The organism is Chelativorans multitrophicus, assembly GCF_011317445.1.
Classification (GTDB): domain Bacteria; phylum Pseudomonadota; class Alphaproteobacteria; order Rhizobiales; family Rhizobiaceae; genus Chelativorans; species Chelativorans multitrophicus.
In genome coordinates this window covers 140,721-156,233 of record NZ_JAAAPL010000001.1, presented here as the reverse complement: position 1 = coordinate 156,233, position 15,513 = coordinate 140,721, and the positions used below count along the sequence as shown (strand labels likewise).

At 61.5% G+C, this 15,513-nt stretch carries 13 protein-coding genes; 9 read left to right on the top strand and 4 right to left on the bottom strand.

Annotated features, from left to right (window positions below):
- Nucleotides 1-7: 7 nt before the first annotated feature.
- Nucleotides 8-2,920: an excinuclease ABC subunit UvrA gene (uvrA, locus tag GNP00_RS00710; RefSeq protein ID WP_011580735.1), complete on the bottom strand. Its 2,913-nt coding sequence runs from the start codon at nucleotides 2,918-2,920 to the stop codon at nucleotides 8-10.
- 894 nt (nucleotides 2,921-3,814) lie between these two features.
- Between uvrA and GNP00_RS00705 the strand changes: the two genes are divergently transcribed.
- Nucleotides 3,815-4,297 carry a single-stranded DNA-binding protein gene (locus GNP00_RS00705; protein WP_011580736.1) on the top strand — a complete coding sequence of 161 codons (483 nt, stop codon included), beginning with the start codon at nucleotides 3,815-3,817 and terminating at the stop codon, nucleotides 4,295-4,297.
- Nucleotides 4,298-4,758: 461 nt separating this feature from the next.
- Nucleotides 4,759-5,235, top strand: coding sequence for a DUF4168 domain-containing protein (locus GNP00_RS00700; protein ID WP_011580737.1), 477 nt, complete (start codon nucleotides 4,759-4,761; stop codon nucleotides 5,233-5,235).
- A 198-nt stretch (nucleotides 5,236-5,433) separates the two neighbouring features.
- Here GNP00_RS00700 and GNP00_RS00695 read toward each other — a convergent pair whose 3' ends face one another.
- On the bottom strand, nucleotides 5,434-6,066 hold the full coding sequence (locus tag GNP00_RS00695) for a MarC family protein (RefSeq protein ID WP_041545284.1): 633 nt from the start codon (nucleotides 6,064-6,066) through the stop codon (nucleotides 5,434-5,436).
- A 435-nt stretch (nucleotides 6,067-6,501) separates the two neighbouring features.
- On the opposite strand from GNP00_RS00695, the gene gyrA reads away from it, so the two are divergent.
- Complete coding sequence (gene gyrA, locus GNP00_RS00690) at nucleotides 6,502-9,291, top strand: DNA gyrase subunit A (RefSeq protein ID WP_011580739.1); 2,790 nt, start codon at nucleotides 6,502-6,504, stop codon at nucleotides 9,289-9,291.
- A 21-nt stretch (nucleotides 9,292-9,312) separates the two neighbouring features.
- Here the strand turns inward: gyrA and GNP00_RS23530 are convergent, their stop codons facing one another.
- Nucleotides 9,313-9,447, bottom strand: coding sequence for a hypothetical protein (locus tag GNP00_RS23530; protein ID WP_281352141.1), 135 nt, complete (start codon nucleotides 9,445-9,447; stop codon nucleotides 9,313-9,315).
- A gap of 181 nt (nucleotides 9,448-9,628) precedes the next feature.
- Here GNP00_RS23530 and GNP00_RS00685 point away from each other — a divergent pair, with 181 nt between their 5' ends.
- The 6 genes from GNP00_RS00685 to tgt all read left to right on the top strand — a co-directional run bounded on the left by GNP00_RS00685 (nucleotide 9,629) and on the right by tgt (nucleotide 14,175).
- Entirely contained in the window at nucleotides 9,629-10,243 is a 615-nt protein-coding gene (locus tag GNP00_RS00685; RefSeq protein WP_011580740.1) for a LysE family translocator, read from the top strand.
- Nucleotides 10,244-10,291: 48 nt separating this feature from the next.
- Nucleotides 10,292-10,792 carry a pantetheine-phosphate adenylyltransferase gene (coaD, locus tag GNP00_RS00680; RefSeq protein WP_011580741.1) on the top strand — a complete coding sequence of 167 codons (501 nt, stop codon included), beginning with the start codon at nucleotides 10,292-10,294 and terminating at the stop codon, nucleotides 10,790-10,792.
- Nucleotides 10,793-10,896: 104 nt separating this feature from the next.
- On the top strand, nucleotides 10,897-11,388 hold the full coding sequence (locus GNP00_RS00675) for a peptidylprolyl isomerase (RefSeq protein WP_425482940.1): 492 nt from the start codon (nucleotides 10,897-10,899) through the stop codon (nucleotides 11,386-11,388).
- Nucleotides 11,389-11,411: 23 nt separating this feature from the next.
- Nucleotides 11,412-11,888, top strand: a complete 477-nt coding sequence (locus tag GNP00_RS00670) for a peptidylprolyl isomerase (protein ID WP_011580743.1) — start codon at nucleotides 11,412-11,414, stop codon at nucleotides 11,886-11,888.
- An 83-nt stretch (nucleotides 11,889-11,971) separates the two neighbouring features.
- Entirely contained in the window at nucleotides 11,972-13,048 is a 1,077-nt protein-coding gene (queA, locus tag GNP00_RS00665; RefSeq protein WP_011580744.1) for a tRNA preQ1(34) S-adenosylmethionine ribosyltransferase-isomerase QueA, read from the top strand.
- Nucleotides 13,045-14,175, top strand: a complete 1,131-nt coding sequence (tgt, locus tag GNP00_RS00660; RefSeq protein ID WP_011580745.1) for a tRNA guanosine(34) transglycosylase Tgt — start codon at nucleotides 13,045-13,047, stop codon at nucleotides 14,173-14,175. The genes queA and tgt overlap by 4 nt, the downstream gene beginning before the upstream one ends.
- Before the next feature lie 233 nt (nucleotides 14,176-14,408).
- Here the strand turns inward: tgt and GNP00_RS00655 are convergent, their stop codons facing one another.
- Complete coding sequence (locus tag GNP00_RS00655) at nucleotides 14,409-15,134, bottom strand: LuxR family transcriptional regulator (RefSeq protein ID WP_011580746.1); 726 nt, start codon at nucleotides 15,132-15,134, stop codon at nucleotides 14,409-14,411.
- Nucleotides 15,135-15,513: the final 379 nt, after the last annotated feature.

Here is a 15,513-nt window from a genome sequence, read left to right as displayed (position 1 = left end):
CCGCGGGTCATTCCGCCGCCTGCCTCCGTGCCGGGCGTCTTTCCAGCAACTCCTTCAGGAACTTGCCCGTATAGGAGCGTGGCTGGGCCATGACATCGTCGATGGAGCCGGCAACCACCAGCTCGCCACCGCCGTCGCCTCCCTCGGGCCCGAGGTCGAGGACCCAATCTGCCGTCTTGATGACCTCCAGATTATGCTCGATCACGACCACCGTATTGCCCTGGTCGACCAGCTCGTGGAGAACCTCCAGCAGCTTGGCCACATCATGGAAATGCAGGCCCGTCGTCGGCTCGTCGAGGATATACAGCGTCTTGCCGGTCGCCCTCTTGGACAGCTCCTTCGCAAGCTTGATGCGCTGCGCCTCGCCGCCTGAAAGCGTGGTGGCCTGCTGCCCGATATGGATATAGCCGAGGCCGACGCGCGACAGCGTGGTGAGCTTATCGCGAACGGCAGGCACCGCGGAGAAGAACTCCACGCCTTCGTCCACCGTCATCTCAAGCACGTCCGCGATGGACTTGCCCTTGAAGAGCACCTCCAGCGTCTCGCGGTTGTAGCGCTTGCCGTGGCAGACATCGCAGGTGACGTAGACATCCGGCAGGAAGTGCATCTCGATCTTGATCACGCCATCACCCTGGCAAGCCTCACAACGCCCGCCCTTGACGTTGAAGGAGAAACGGCCCGGCTGATAGCCGCGCGCCTTCGCCTCCGGCAGGCCGGCGAACCAGTCGCGGATGGGTGAGAAAGCGCCGGTATAGGTGGCCGGGTTCGAACGCGGGGTGCGCCCGATGGGCGACTGGTCGATATCGATCACCTTGTCGAGGAACTCCAGCCCCTCGATGCGGTCATGCTCGGCCGGGTGCTCGCGCGAGCCCATGATACGGCGTGAGGCAGCCTTATAGAGCGTCTCGATCAGGAAGGTGGACTTGCCGCCGCCCGAAACGCCGGTAACGCAGGTGAAGGTGCCGAGCGGGATCTCGGCCGTCACGTTTTTCAGATTGTTTCCGCGTGCACCTACGACGCGCACACGCCGCTTCTTCGGGATCTCGCGGCGGCGCTCCGGCATCGGAATGGAAAGCTCGCCCGTGAGATATTTTCCGGTAATAGAGTTCGGGTTCGCCATGATCTCGCTCGGCGTTCCCTCCGCGATCACGCGCCCGCCATGGACGCCGGCCGCCGGGCCGATATCCACCACATAATCCGCGGTCAAAATCGCATCCTCGTCATGCTCGACCACGATAACCGTGTTGCCAAGATCGCGCAGGTGGCGAAGCGTGGCGAGCAGCCGGTCATTGTCGCGCTGGTGAAGGCCGATGGAAGGCTCGTCGAGAACGTAGAGCACGCCGGTGAGGCCCGAGCCGATTTGCGAGGCAAGCCGGATGCGCTGACTCTCGCCACCCGAAAGCGAGCCTGAATTGCGCGAGAGCGTAAGATAGTCGAGGCCGACATCGTTCAGGAAGCGCAGGCGCTCGCGGATTTCCTTCAAAATGCGCGCGGCGATCTCGTTCTGCTTGGCGTTAAGTTGCTCGGGAAGTGCCTCGAACCAGGCGCCGGCCTTGCGGATCGACATCTGGGTGACTTCGCCGATGTGGATGCCGGCGACCTTCACCGCCAGCGCCTCCGGCTTCAGCCGATAGCCGTTGCAGGCGGGGCAGGGATGGGTGGACATGTAGCGCTCGATTTCCTCGCGCATCCAGGCCGATTCCGTCTCCTTCCAGCGCCGCTGCAGGTTGCTCACCACGCCCTCGAAAGGCTTTGTGGTGCGGTAGCTGCGCAGCCCGTCATTATAGTCGAAGGCGATCTTGCGCTCGCCCGTGCCATGCAGAATCGCCTGCTGCGCCTCTTCCGACAGGTCCTTCCAGCGGTTGCTCACCTTGAAGCCGTATTCCTTGCCAAGGGCCTCAAGCGTCTGCAGGTAATAGGGCGAGGTGGACTTCGCCCAGGGAGCGATCGCCCCCTCGCGCAGCACCGCGCTTTCGTCCGGTACCACAAGGTCCGGGTCGATGGCGCGCTGGCTGCCGAGCCCGTCGCAGGCGGGGCAGGCGCCAGCCGGATTGTTGAAGGAGAAGAGCCGGGGCTCGATCTCGGGAATGGTGAAGCCCGAGACCGGACAGGCGAATTTCTCCGAAAAGATCAGCCGCTCATGGGTCTCGTTCTTGGACTTGTTGGCGCCTTCTGTCTCCGCCTCGGGGAGCGGCCGGTCGGCAAACTCCGCCACCGCGAGCCCCTCGGAGAGCCTCAGGCAGGTCTCGAGTGAATCCGCCAGGCGCGTGGCGATATCAGGCCGCACGACGATGCGGTCCACCACCACATCTATGTCGTGCTTGTATTTCTTGTCTAGCGCTGGCACGTCGGCGATCTCATAAAACGCGCCATTTACCTTTACGCGCTGAAAGCCTTTCTTCTGTAGATCCGCCAGCTCCTTGCGATATTCTCCCTTCCGCCCGCGCACGATGGGCGCGAGAATGTAGAGCCTGGTACCTTCCTCCAGCGCAAGAACGCGGTCGACCATCTGGCTAACGGTCTGGCTCTCGATGGGAAGACCCGTCACCGGCGAATAAGGCACGCCCACGCGCGCGAAGAGCAGCCGCATGTAATCGTAGATCTCGGTAACGGTGCCGACCGTCGAACGCGGATTGCGCGAGGTGGTCTTCTGCTCGATGGAAATCGCCGGCGAAAGCCCGTCGATCTGGTCGACATCGGGCTTCTGCATCATCTCCAGGAATTGCCGCGCATAGGCGGACAGACTCTCTACATAGCGGCGCTGGCCCTCGGCATAGATCGTATCGAATGCGAGGGAAGACTTGCCGGACCCCGAAAGCCCGGTCATCACGATGAGTTTTTCACGCGGCAAGTCGAGATCGACATTCTTCAGGTTGTGCTCGCGCGCGCCGCGAATGGAAATAGACTTATGGTCGGGCATGCCCCGTCGACGCCTTCCGAACTGTTCAGGATGGCCGGCGGGTACCGCCGGTCATGCATATATAGGAAATGCGAGCCCGATATCGATGGCGCGGCCGCATCTCACCCTTGGGCGAATGCCTCCACCTTTTTCAGCTTTTTACATTCAGAGCAAGCAAAAAGAACAAAGAACGAACGGCCTCCTGACAGGATGCTGTCGGGGGGGGCGGTATGGCTTGATCACATTTTCGCTCCGGGCGTAGGGAAGGCTTGACGTCGCGCTGCGATCGGCGCAGGATTCGAACCTCTCGGCAAATGGCGCTCCCAAGTCACAGACTCTCGCAGCGTCCGTTTTCCGATGGTGTTGGAGCAACGTAACAGGGAGGGAGGCATGACTCCACCGGACTGTTCAGAAGGCTCCGCCGAGGCGTGGAGCCACAGCCGGCTTGCAGCTGACTGATCTACCGCTATGTCCCGAGACGGCTATGCCGACTGGGAAACGCGGAGGCTGAGGTCATCCAGGTAGATGCCACGCCAGCCAGAAGCCGACTGCCGAAAATCAGGAAATTTGCGCGGATGGTTGGAAGACCATCTGAAAAGAGCGCCGGTAAATCACTCCCGGCGAGGAAAAATCCAGATCGGCCCCTGCGCGCCCGAAAACCAAGCGGCGGCGGGGCCATTCCTTTGCTGTCCATCCGGCTAGAATGGTAGAAAACCGCCTTGCGCCGGCGCAAAATCTGGAATAGAACAAAAAAGGAACATAAATGAGTTGTGGACGGACAGGCAGACCGGCCATTCATGGGCGCGCGGCGGATGCGGGTCGGGTAAGATCGCGGCACTGGATCGGAGCGGCCGCTTCTCCTGCTGGGGAAAGCACTCTTCGGGACGCGAAATTTAGGACGAGTGGAGTAAAGTCATGGCGGGTAGCGTCAATAAGGTGATCTTGGTGGGCAATCTGGGGGCCGACCCCGAGATCCGGCGCCTCAATTCGGGCGATCCGGTTGTCAATCTTCGGATCGCAACGTCGGAGTCCTGGCGCGACCGCAACTCGGGCGAGCGTCGCGACCGCACCGAGTGGCACAATGTCGTAATCTTCAACGACAATCTGGCCAAGGTGGCGGAGCAGTATCTGAAGAAGGGCATGAAGGTCTATATGGAGGGTCAGTTGCAGACCCGGAAATGGACCGATCAAAGCGGCCAGGAGCGTTATACGACCGAGGTCGTCCTGCAAAAATTCCGTGGGGAACTGCAGATGCTGGATTCCCGTGGCCAGGGCGGCGGCGAGGGCCAGGTAAGCTACGGTGGTGGCCGGGGCTCCGATTTCGGCCGGTCCGGTCCGGCCGAAAGCGGCGGAGGAGGCGGCCACTCGCGAGACCTGGACGACGAAATACCGTTCTGATTTCGTCCATGGTCCGCATGCGGGGAGCAAGGCCGTTGTTCTACCATGGGTAACGACAGGTCTCACCCGGTGGCTGCATTCCGATGCGGCGTTTTCAGCAAAGGCATGATGAGATGAGCGCCGGCATGGCGCTCGCTCCGCAACCTCACCGCCGTTGTTAATGGCGATCTTGACCCAAGATGCCATAGGGCATTCCGGAATATCGTCGCTATCTGCACTCTCGCCAAATGGCGGGGGCGCCTTTAAGGCCTAAAAGCGGGATGGCAACCCCCTTGCAGTCAGGATTTCTTTCCCGCGGTAAGCGGAAATGATGCCGCGAACGGCCTTGAGCGGTTTTAATCGCCACATTGATTTTCCATCCTTGAAATCGCCCGTACCGAGAACGCACGGGCAGCAGCGTTGCCGGCGTGGGGAACCTTGCACGGCCCGTTGAACGAAAACGCCAAGGAAGGATCAGAAACGTGATTTTCAAGAACGCTTCTCGACACCTGCTCATGGCCACCTGCCTGTGCGCCGGTGTTGCCATTGCATCCCCGGTGCTTGCACAAGCGCCTTCCCAACCCTCCGCGCCCGCGGCAACCCAGGCTCCTGCGCCGGAGGAAGCTCAGCCATCCGCGCCAGCGGCAACTCAACCTGCCGCACCTGCGCCAAATCAACCTTCCCAAGCCACATCGGTCACTGACGAGAAGCTGGAGACCTTTGTGGTGGCTCTCGCGGAGGTCGAACGGATCAAGCAGGAATATTCTCAGCGGCTGCAGACGGCCGGCTCAGAGGCGGAGCAGCAGCAGATTCAGAACGAGGCCGGTCAGAAAATGCTCCAGGCCGTCGAAGGCAAAGGGATATCGGTCGACGAATACAATCAGATCATTCAGACGGCGCAAACGGACCCTGCCTTGGCGGAGCGGCTTTCCAAGGCTATGGGCCAGTCCAACCAATAGCTGGCGCGGTGACGCTCGCCCGTGTGCGCTCACGCGGGCAAACCATTCTCCCTCGCCCGTCAAACAAGGGCGAGGGCTGCTCATGGAGGCGAGCAACACCTTTCATGCCCGCCCAAGCGAAAGCTAGGCCAGTTGAGCCTCTTATCTTCTCACATCTCTCATAAGGGGCAGACGCGCCGCGTCTCTGTCCGGCTAAATCTAGCCGTTCTGAATAAGTTCCCTGGCGCCATCAGCCACGAACTGCACCGCAAGTGCGGACAGAAGTAAGCCCAGAAGGCGGGTCAAAATCGACCGTCCCGTTTCGCCCAAAAACCGATCGATGCGCTCGGCCAGCACGAAGACGAGATAGGTGATCAGGATGACCACCAGCAGGATCGCGACCATCACCAGCCGCGCGCCAGGGGCCGAGGCGGTGCCGGAAAGAAGGAGCGTGGCCGAGATCGCGCCCGGCCCGGCGGTGAGCGGGATCGCCAACGGAAAGGCGGCGATGTTGTGGATCATATCGCGCGTGATCGCGCGTTCGGCGCTCCTCTTGTGGCGCTGCTGCCGGCGTTCGAAGATCATTTCGAAGGCGATAACAAAAAGAAGCATCCCGCCGGCGACGCGGAAAGCCGGGATCGTGATGCCGAGGACGGAGAGGATCGAGCTTCCCGCCAGCGCGAACAACACCAGCACGCCAAGGGAGATCAGGCACGCGCGGATCGCGACTTGATGGCGTTCCTGGCGGTTCATGCCAGCCGTCAGTGCCAGGAACAAGGGTGCCAGACCCGGCGGATCAACCGTCACAAGCAGTGTGGTGAAAGCATTCAGGATGGCGTCGTAGGGCGGCATGGGCATCTTTCGAATCTGCATTCAAATTAGAGCCGTTCATCGCTGGATTGAACAGCTCTGTTTCTCGTCCGGCGGCGCGGTGCAGCGCGATGCGGAATGTTGGGCAAGTCCTTTGATAAAGTGGTCGCCCGCCGGCGGAAACCCGGCTGACCTTGAACCCGAACCGGCTCCGGCAGGAAGGGTCGATCCATCCATGAGAAGGCTCTGTCGGCCGGCGCGCGCAACATGGAGCGGACATCGTTTGTCTCCTCAAGAAAACATCTTCCCGCCCGGCCACGCTCCTTTTCGTCATATTTTGTTGCAGATGCGAAATCACTTTCGTATCCAATTGAAAAATAGAGATAAAATCTCCGTTAATATCGACTCCGGCAGTTGGAGTATCCGCTGCGCTTCCTATATAAGAAGCGTATGATTCTTTAACCAAAGTGATCTGTTTTGACTGACCAGACGACGCGCGGGCCGGACGAGCCCGACGACATCGAACCGATCTCGATCATCGAGGAAATGCAGCGCTCCTATCTCGATTACGCCATGAGCGTGATCGTTTCACGTGCGCTGCCGGACGTGCGCGACGGCCTGAAGCCCGTTCACCGGCGCATCCTCTACGCCTCCTATGAGAGCGGCTATCACTGGAACCGCAAATATGTGAAATCGGCGCGTCCGGTGGCTGACGTGATGGGTAAATACCACCCGCACGGCGATGCCTCGATCTATGATGCGCTCGTGCGCATGGCGCAGGACTGGTCCATGCGCGTTCCGCTGATAGACGGGCAGGGCAATTTCGGATCCATCGACGGCGATCCGCCGGCGGCCATGCGTTATACAGAAGCGCGGTTGACCAAGGTCGCTCACGAGCTGCTTGAGGATATCGACAAGGATACCGTCGATTTCCAGGATACCTATGACGGGACAGGCAGCGAGCCGCGCATCCTGCCGGCGCGCTTTCCCAATCTGCTGGTCAACGGCTCCGGCGGCATTGCCGTGGGCATGGCAACCAACATCCCGCCGCACAACCTGTCCGAGGTGGTGAACGGCTGCGTGGCGCTGATCGACAATCCGGCGCTGCAGCTTCCACAGCTTCTGGAGATCATTCCCGGGCCTGATTTCCCGACCGGCGGCATTATTCTTGGCCGCTCCGGCATCCATAGCGCTTATGCCACCGGCCGCGGCTCCGTTGTTATGCGCGGCAAGACCTCGATCGAGCAGATCCGCAATGAGCGCGAGGCCATCATCATCACTGAAGTGCCTTACCAGGTGAATAAGGCGCAGATGATCGAGAAGATGGCAGAGCTCGTGCGCGAGAAGCGCATCGAGGGCATCTCCGACATCCGCGACGAGAGCGACCGGCAGGGCTACCGCGTGGTGATCGAGCTCAAGCGCGACGCCAACGCCGAGGTCATCCTAAACCAGCTTTACCGCTTCACGCCGCTGCAAACCTCCTTTGGCGCCAATATGGTGGCGCTCAATGGCGGCAAGCCAGAGGTGATGAACCTTCTCGATATGCTGAGGGCCTTCGTGGCCTTCCGCGAGGAGGTGGTGACCCGCCGCACGAAATACCTGCTGCGCAAGGTGCGCGAGCGGGCGCATGTGCTCGTCGGCCTGGCGATCGCCGTCGCCAATATCGACGAGGTCATCCAGCTCATCCGCCGCGCCCCCGATCCGCAAACGGCGCGCGAGCAGTTGATGGAACGGCGCTGGCCGGCGCAGGATGTGGAATCGCTCATCCTGCTGATCGCCGACCCGCGCCACAAGATCAACGACGATGGCACCTACAACCTTTCCGAGGAGCAGGCCCGCGCCATCCTCGACCTCCGCCTGCAGAGGCTGACGGCGCTCGGGCGCGACGAGATCGCCGACGAATTGAACAAGATCGGCGCCGAGATCCAGGACTATCTTGACATCCTGTCGTCGCGGGCGCGCGTCCAGGGCATCGTCAAGGACGAGCTCATCGCCGTGCGCGACGAGTTCGGCACGCCCCGCCGCACCGAGATCACCGAGGGCGGGGCGGACATGGAGGACGAGGACCTGATCCCGCGCGAGGACATGGTCGTCACCGTTACCCATAAGGGCTACATCAAGCGGGTGCCGCTCTCGATCTACCGGGCGCAGGCGCGCGGCGGCAAAGGCCGCTCGGGCATGTCGACCAAGGACGAGGATTTCGTTACCCGGCTTTTCGTGGCCAACACGCATACGCCGATCCTCTTCTTCTCCTCCCGCGGCATCGTCTACAAGGAAAAGGTCTGGCGGCTCCCCGTCGGAACACCGCAATCGGTCGGGAAATTCCTGCGCAACATGCTTCCACTTGTGGAGGGTGAGCGCATCACTTCAATCATGCCGCTGCCGGAGGATGAAGAGAGCTGGGCCGCGCTGGACGTGATGTTCGCCACCACGCGGGGAACCGTCAGGCGCAACAAGCTGTCCGACTTCACGCAGGTGAACCGCAACGGCAAGATCGCCATGAAACTGGACGAGGAGGGCGACGAGATCCTCGCCGTCTTCACCTGCACGGAAGATGACGACGTGTTGCTTACGGCCGCCTCGGGCCAGTGCATCCGCTTCCCCGTCACGGATGTGCGCGTGTTCGCCGGGCGCAATTCGATCGGCGTGCGCGGCATCAACCTTCCCGACGGCGACAAGGTGATCTCCATGGCAATCGTCGGCCATGTGGACGCGACGCCCGCCGAACGCGCGGCTTATCTCAAGCAGGCCGCGGCTGAGCGCAGGCTCTCCAATGGCAGCGACGAGGAAGAGATCGCGCTGACCAATGAAGAGGTGGGCGAGGAAACTGTGCTTTCGCCAGAGCGTTACGAAGAGCTCAAGGCGCGCGAGCAGTTCGTGCTCACCGTCAGCGAATACGGCTACGGCAAGCGTTCCTCGTCCTACGATTTCAGGGTCATCGGCCGCGGCGGCAAGGGTATCCGCGCGACGGACGTATCGAAGCGCGAAGAGATCGGCTCGCTGATCGCGGCCTTCCCGGTCGCGCCGGAAGACCAGATCATGCTGGTGAGCAATGCGGGCCAGATCATCCGGGTGCCGGTGACGGGCATCCGCATCGCCAGCCGCGCCACCAAGGGGGTCACGATCTTCAACACGGCCGACGGCGAACGGGTGGTTTCCGTTGACCGTATTTCCGAGCCCCAGAATGGGGAGGAGGACGCTGCGGTTCCGGAAGGGGCCGGGGAGATCCCGCCAGCAGATTCGGAGGGCGAAGGCGGCGCCGAATAAGCGCCGCCTGCCCTGGAAGATTTATCGGCGGAAGGGGTAGCGGTCTTTCTGAACCCGGTTCTCCAGCTTGACGCGCTGGGCTTCCTGATGAAGGCCAAGAGCGGTGGCGATGAGCATGGCGACCGTCATGGCGGCTGCGAGCGTGAATATCAGCATCGGACTGCCTCCTTGGCAGTGTTAACGATGAGAAGGCGGTTTGGTTCACTGCCTGTCGCCACTTGTCTGCCGGATTCCATAAGAACCTCGCCTGAATATTCCGTTCAGGCCGTGTTTAGAATTCTACCTTGCCAAGGCGGTGCGGCTATGGCTTTGCTTCGATCGTCACGGAGGCACTGAAATGCCGGAAACCACTGCGCTGCTCTCCTACACGCTTGCCTGCATCGCGATTATCATCGTGCCCGGCCCGACGGTGACGGTGATCATCGCCAATTCCATACGGCATGGTGCAAGGGCAGGGCTGCTCAATGTGCTGGGCACCCAGATTGGCCTCGCATCCATGCTCGGAGTGCTGGCGCTGGGCCTCAAGGCCATTGTGGCCGGCATGGGCAATCTCTTCGAGGTCGTGCGGCTGCTGGGGGCCGCCTATCTCATCTGGATCGGCATTCGCATGTGGCGCTCCGACGGCTCGCTGGGTATGGCCGAGGCGCCGCCGCGTGGGGACGGCTCGCTGATCCTGCAGGGCTTCGTGGTTTTCTGGTCGAACCCGAAGACCCTCATATTCTTCGGCGCCTTCATTCCACAGTTCATCAATCCCGCAAATGGCACGGCGTGGCAGGCCCTGTTCCTGGGCGCCATTTTCATGTTCATCGCGGCCGTATCCGATTCCTTTTATGCCTTTGCGGCGGGCGGAGCGGGTGCGAAACTAACCAAGGCACGGGTGAGACTTGCGGAGCGCATCTCCGGCACCTGTCTCATCAGTGGCGGACTGTGGCTTGCGCTCTCGAGGCGATAAGCCGAGAAGCGAATTGCCTTCCCTTGATAGGAGCGTTAGAAGCCGCCCATGACTGATCGCACCGCCTTTTATGCCGGCTCCTTCGATCCGCTTACCAACGGCCACCTCGACGTTCTGAAGGGGGCGTTGGAACTTGCTGATACCGTGGTGATCGGCATCGGCATTCACCCGGGCAAAAAGCCGCTCTTTTCGTATGGCGAGCGCGTTGCCCTGATCGAGCGCTCGGCCAAGGATGAGCTGGGCGCCGATGGCGGCCGCATCAAGGTGGTGGCTTTCGATAATCTGGTCATCGATGCTGCGCGCGTCCACGGTGCTTCGATCATGATCCGCGGCCTGCGTGACGGCACGGACCTCGACTACGAGATGCAGATGGCGGGCATGAACCAGACCATGGCGCCGGAGCTGCTCACGGTTTTTCTGCCGGCGAGCCCATCGGTCCGCACCGTCACGGCTACGCTCGTGCGGCAGATCGCATCCATGGGCGGCAATGTCGCGCCTTTCGTGCCGGCCGTCGTGGCGGCGGCCCTGAAAGAAAAATTTTCAGCCTAACCGGGAGAGATTTGATGCGCCCTTTTTCTCGCTTTGCACCTCTTTGCGTTGCCGCCGTTTTGGCCTTCGGCTCCGCCGCACTTGCCGCGGAACCCGAAAACACGATGATCATCAAGCTCAAGGATGGCGATGTGGTGATCGGGCTGCGGCCCGACCTCGCGCCCAAGCACGTGGAGCAGATCAAGACGCTTGTGCGCCAGGGCGCCTATGACAATGTCGCCTTCCACCGCGTGATCGACGGCTTCATGGCGCAGACGGGCGACGTCCAGTTCGGCGATCTGGAAGACGGCTTCAGCGCTGAGCGCGCGGGCACCGGCGGCTCGGACCTGCCGGACCTGCCGGCCGAGTTCACCAACACCGCCTTTGATCGTGGTACGGTCGGCATGGCGCGATCGCAGGATCCCAACTCAGCCAACTCGCAGTTTTTCATCATGTTCGCACCGGCATCGCATCTGAACGGCGCCTACACTGTGGTAGGGCAGGTGGAAACGGGCATGGAGCTCGTCGACAACATCAAGAAGGGCGATCCGGCGGCGAACGGGCTGGTGCAGGATCCCGATCGCATGCTGAGCGTGCGGATCGCGGCAGACGAATAGAAACGACAGAAGAGAGGCGTCTCATGACTAAAAAGAAAGACCCGGAAAACACAATCGTCATGGAGACGACCAAGGGCAATGTGGTGATTGAGCTATTCCCGGATGTGGCGCCCGCCCATGTGGCGCGCATCAAGGAGCTGGCCCGCGAGGGATTTTACGACGGGATTGTCTTCCACCGCGTGATCGACGGCTTCATGGCTCAGACGGGCGACCCCACGGGCACCGGCATGGGCGGTTCCGACAAACCGGACCTCAAGGCCGAGTTCTCGAACGTGCCGCATGTGCGCGGCACCTGCTCCATGGCCCGCTCGCAGAACCCCAACTCCGCCAACTCGCAGTTCTTCATCTGCTTCGGGGAGGCGCCCTGGCTCAACAAGCAATATTCCGTCTGGGGCCAGGTAGTCGAGGGCATGGACAATATCGACAAGATCAAGCGCGGCGAGCCCGTGCGCGATCCGGATTCGATCGTCTCGATGCGGGTGGCGGCGGATATTGCGTAGAAGCAGTTAGGGAGTAGCGAATAGCGGGTGGGGACGAGTAGGCTGCACTATTCGCAACTCACTATTCGCTCTTTCGCTCACCCATGCGTGTCGATCTCTTCGACTTCGATCTTCCAGAAGAACGGATCGCGCTGAGGCCCGCAAGCCCGCGCGATTCAGCCCGTATGCTCGTCGTGCGGCCGGGGAAACCTCTGGAAGATTGCATCGTGCGTGACCTGCCGCAGTTTTTGCGGCCGGGCGATGCGCTCGTCTTTAACGATACGAAGGTGATCCCGGCCCGGCTTTCAGGCATTCGCCGGCGCGGCGAGACGGTCGCGCAAATCGAAGCGACGCTGCATATGCGCGCCGGCCCGGACCGCTGGAAGGCATTCCTGAAGCCCGCCAAGCGGGTGGCGGTGGGCGAGCGCATCCAGTTCGGCCATGATGGCGAAAGCTGTTTTCTGGGTTCACTGGATGCGACGGTGGCGGAAAAAGGCGAGGGTGGAGAGGCGCTGCTCGTTTTCGATTTCTCCGGGCCGGTTCTCGACGAGGCGATCGCGGCGGCCGGCCATGTGCCGCTGCCGCCTTATATCGCCTCGAAGCGGCCTGACGACGAGCGCGACCGCGCCGATTACCAGACCATCTACGCGCGCGAGGAAGGCGCAGTGGCGGCGCCCACCGCCGGGCTCCATTTTACGCCGGATCTCTTCTCAGCCCTCGATACAATCGGCGTCGAGCGGCATTTCGTGACGCTGCATGTGGGCGCCGGGACCTTCCTGCCGGTGAAGGCGGAGGATACGGAAGCTCACAGGATGCACGCCGAGTGGGGCGAAGTCGACGGGATGACGGCCGATGCGCTCAACGCGGTGCGTGCACGTGGCGGGTGCATCATCGCCGTGGGCACGACGTCGCTCCGGCTGCTCGAAAGCGCGGCTGAGCCTTCGGGGCTGCTCAAGGCCTGGTCCGGCGAGACGGATATCTTCATCACACCCGGCTACCGCTTCCGGGCGATTGACATTCTGATGACGAACTTCCATCTGCCTCGCTCGACCCTGTTCATGCTGGTTTCGGCCTTCAGCGGGCTTGAGACGATGAAATCCGCCTACAGCCATGCCATCGACCAGGGCTACCGGTTTTACTCCTACGGCGATTCCAGCCTGCTTTTCAGGGAAGACACGTGAGCGACACCTTTACCTTCCGCGTGCTCGCCACCGACGGCAAGGCGCGGCGCGGCGAAATCTCCATGCCGCGCGGCAACATCCGTACGCCGGCCTTCATGCCCGTAGGCACCGGCGGCACGGTGAAGGCGATGTATATGGACCAGGTGCGGGCGCTGGGCTCCGACATTATCCTGGGCAACACCTATCATCTCATGCTGCGACCGGGTGCCGAGCGCGTGGCCCGGCTCGGCGGGCTGCACGAATTTGCCCGCTGGCCTTATCCAATCCTAACCGATTCCGGCGGTTTCCAGGTGATGTCGCTTTCGGCCCTGCGCAAGGTGAGGGAGGAGGGCGTCACCTTCCGCTCCCATGTGGATGGCGAGGTGCACGAGATGTCGCCCGAGCGGTCCATCGAGATCCAGGGTCTGCTCGATTCCGACATCCAGATGCAGCTCGACGAGTGCATCGCGCTGCCGTCGCCGGAAAAGGAAATCGAGCGGGCGATGGAGCTTTCGCTGCGCTGGGCCGAACGCTGCAAAATCGCTTTCGGCGATCAACCGGGCAAGGCCATGTTCGGTATCGTTCAGGGCGGAGACAACCGGCGGCTCCGGCTACGCTCTGCCGAAGCGCTCGCTGCGATGGGGCTGAAAGGCTATGCCGTGGGCGGGCTCGCGGTGGGCGAGCCGCAGGAGGTGATGCTCGACATTCTCGATGCAACCTGCCCTGCGCTGCCGGCTAACAAGCCGCGTTACCTGATGGGCGTTGGCACGCCCGACGACATCTTGAAGTCCGTTGCGCGCGGCATCGACATGTTCGACTGCGTGATGCCGACCCGGGCGGGCCGCCATGGGCTTGCGTTCACCCGGCGCGGCAAAATCAACCTGAAGAACGCCCGCCACGCGGAGGACACGCGTCCGTTGGACGAGGAGAGCGATTGCCCGGCCGCGCGTGATTATTCCCGCGCCTATCTGCATCACCTGGTGAAATCCGGCGAGGCGCTGGGCGGCATGCTGCTCACCTGGAACAATCTCGCCTATTACCAGGGCCTGATGGCCGACATCCGAGCCGCCATTGAAGCCGGCCGGCTGGGCGAACGCACGGCGGAAATCCAGGAAGAGTGGGTGCGCGGCGACTTGCCGGCGCTTTAGGGCGTCATACCGCTGCGTCTGGCGCAGGCCGCGCAAGGCGGGGACGGAGATCAAGCGCCTAAACGATTTGTGCGCCTTGTGCGCGGGCCCGGCCACGCCGCCGAGGTGCATTACGGTGCCGGAATATGCGCGGATGCACGATGCCGCTCGAAGGACCACTGACCTCCAGAAGCTGAGTAAGACGAAGTTTCTTAGAAGCATTAATCGGAGCCGTTTGGCTCGATGCCGATGGTCTAGGGATCGATGATCCGTTGCCGCGTGGCCGTGGCCACCGCCTGTGAAAGCGTTCTGCATTGCAGCTTTTGCCGCGCAGTTCTCAAATAGCTGCGCACCGTATACTCGGACAGATCGAGAATCCCGGCGATATCCTTCGAATCCTTGCCTCGAGCGGTCCACAGTAGGCATTCCCTCTCGCGCGGCGCCAAGGTTGCGCCGGACGGCTCACCGATCCCCAGTTCATTAAGCGCCTTTTGGTGCAAGACCTGAGAAATTTCGATCACTGATGAAGCATGCCGGCGGATGAAACCCGCCCAGAGGCCAAGGTCGAGATCGGCTGTCAACGACAGAAGCGAGCGACGGGAGAACCGATCCACCGTCGGAATTGAATAGCCTTGGGCGCCGATACCGTGGGAACGGGCATCCTCCATGAACTCCCGCTCCTTTTCGCTCATTTCGAGCTCGTGCCATGAAAAGGGGCGCAGGGATGAAAAGCCTTCGCGCATCACCGGATCGTGACCGACATACGTACGCAGAACGTAGCGGGAGATCCACTGTGAGGGGAGAGTCGTCCTCACATAGGGATAATCCAGCGGGGCTGCTCCGGAAACATTCAGATGGAAGCTCACATGCGCGAGGCCGAGGCCGTCACGCAATAAGAATATAGCCTCCTCAATATTCTTCGCGCTCCGTACAGTTTCCACGATCCCAGCTTGAAGGGCGTCGTCCTGGCCACCAAGCATACAGCCCTCATTTCTGTCCCAATTTGAGAATGCTCGGGAAGGTAGAGTAATGCAAGTATAATTTGAGCTGCGAAAAAATGCCTTATGCAAAAAGAAGTTTCGGAAAATGCGGGCTATGTGGCAAGTGAATCCGCGTAACCGGTTCTTTCTACTTCAGGCGATGGCGATCCTGAATTTTGATGGCAAGCAGGATGCGACAGGCGGGACGGGGAGGGACATTTGAGGTCCTGTTCCCTTGAGATCTTGTCAGGAACTTCCGTCAGCCATCTTCTTTTGATCGTGCGGAACGGATATTTGCCGGCGCATCGTCCGCCGCGCATCATTTTGCGCCGGCGCTCGCGTTGATACGATTGAGCTCGTCTCGAAATGGCGCTTGACG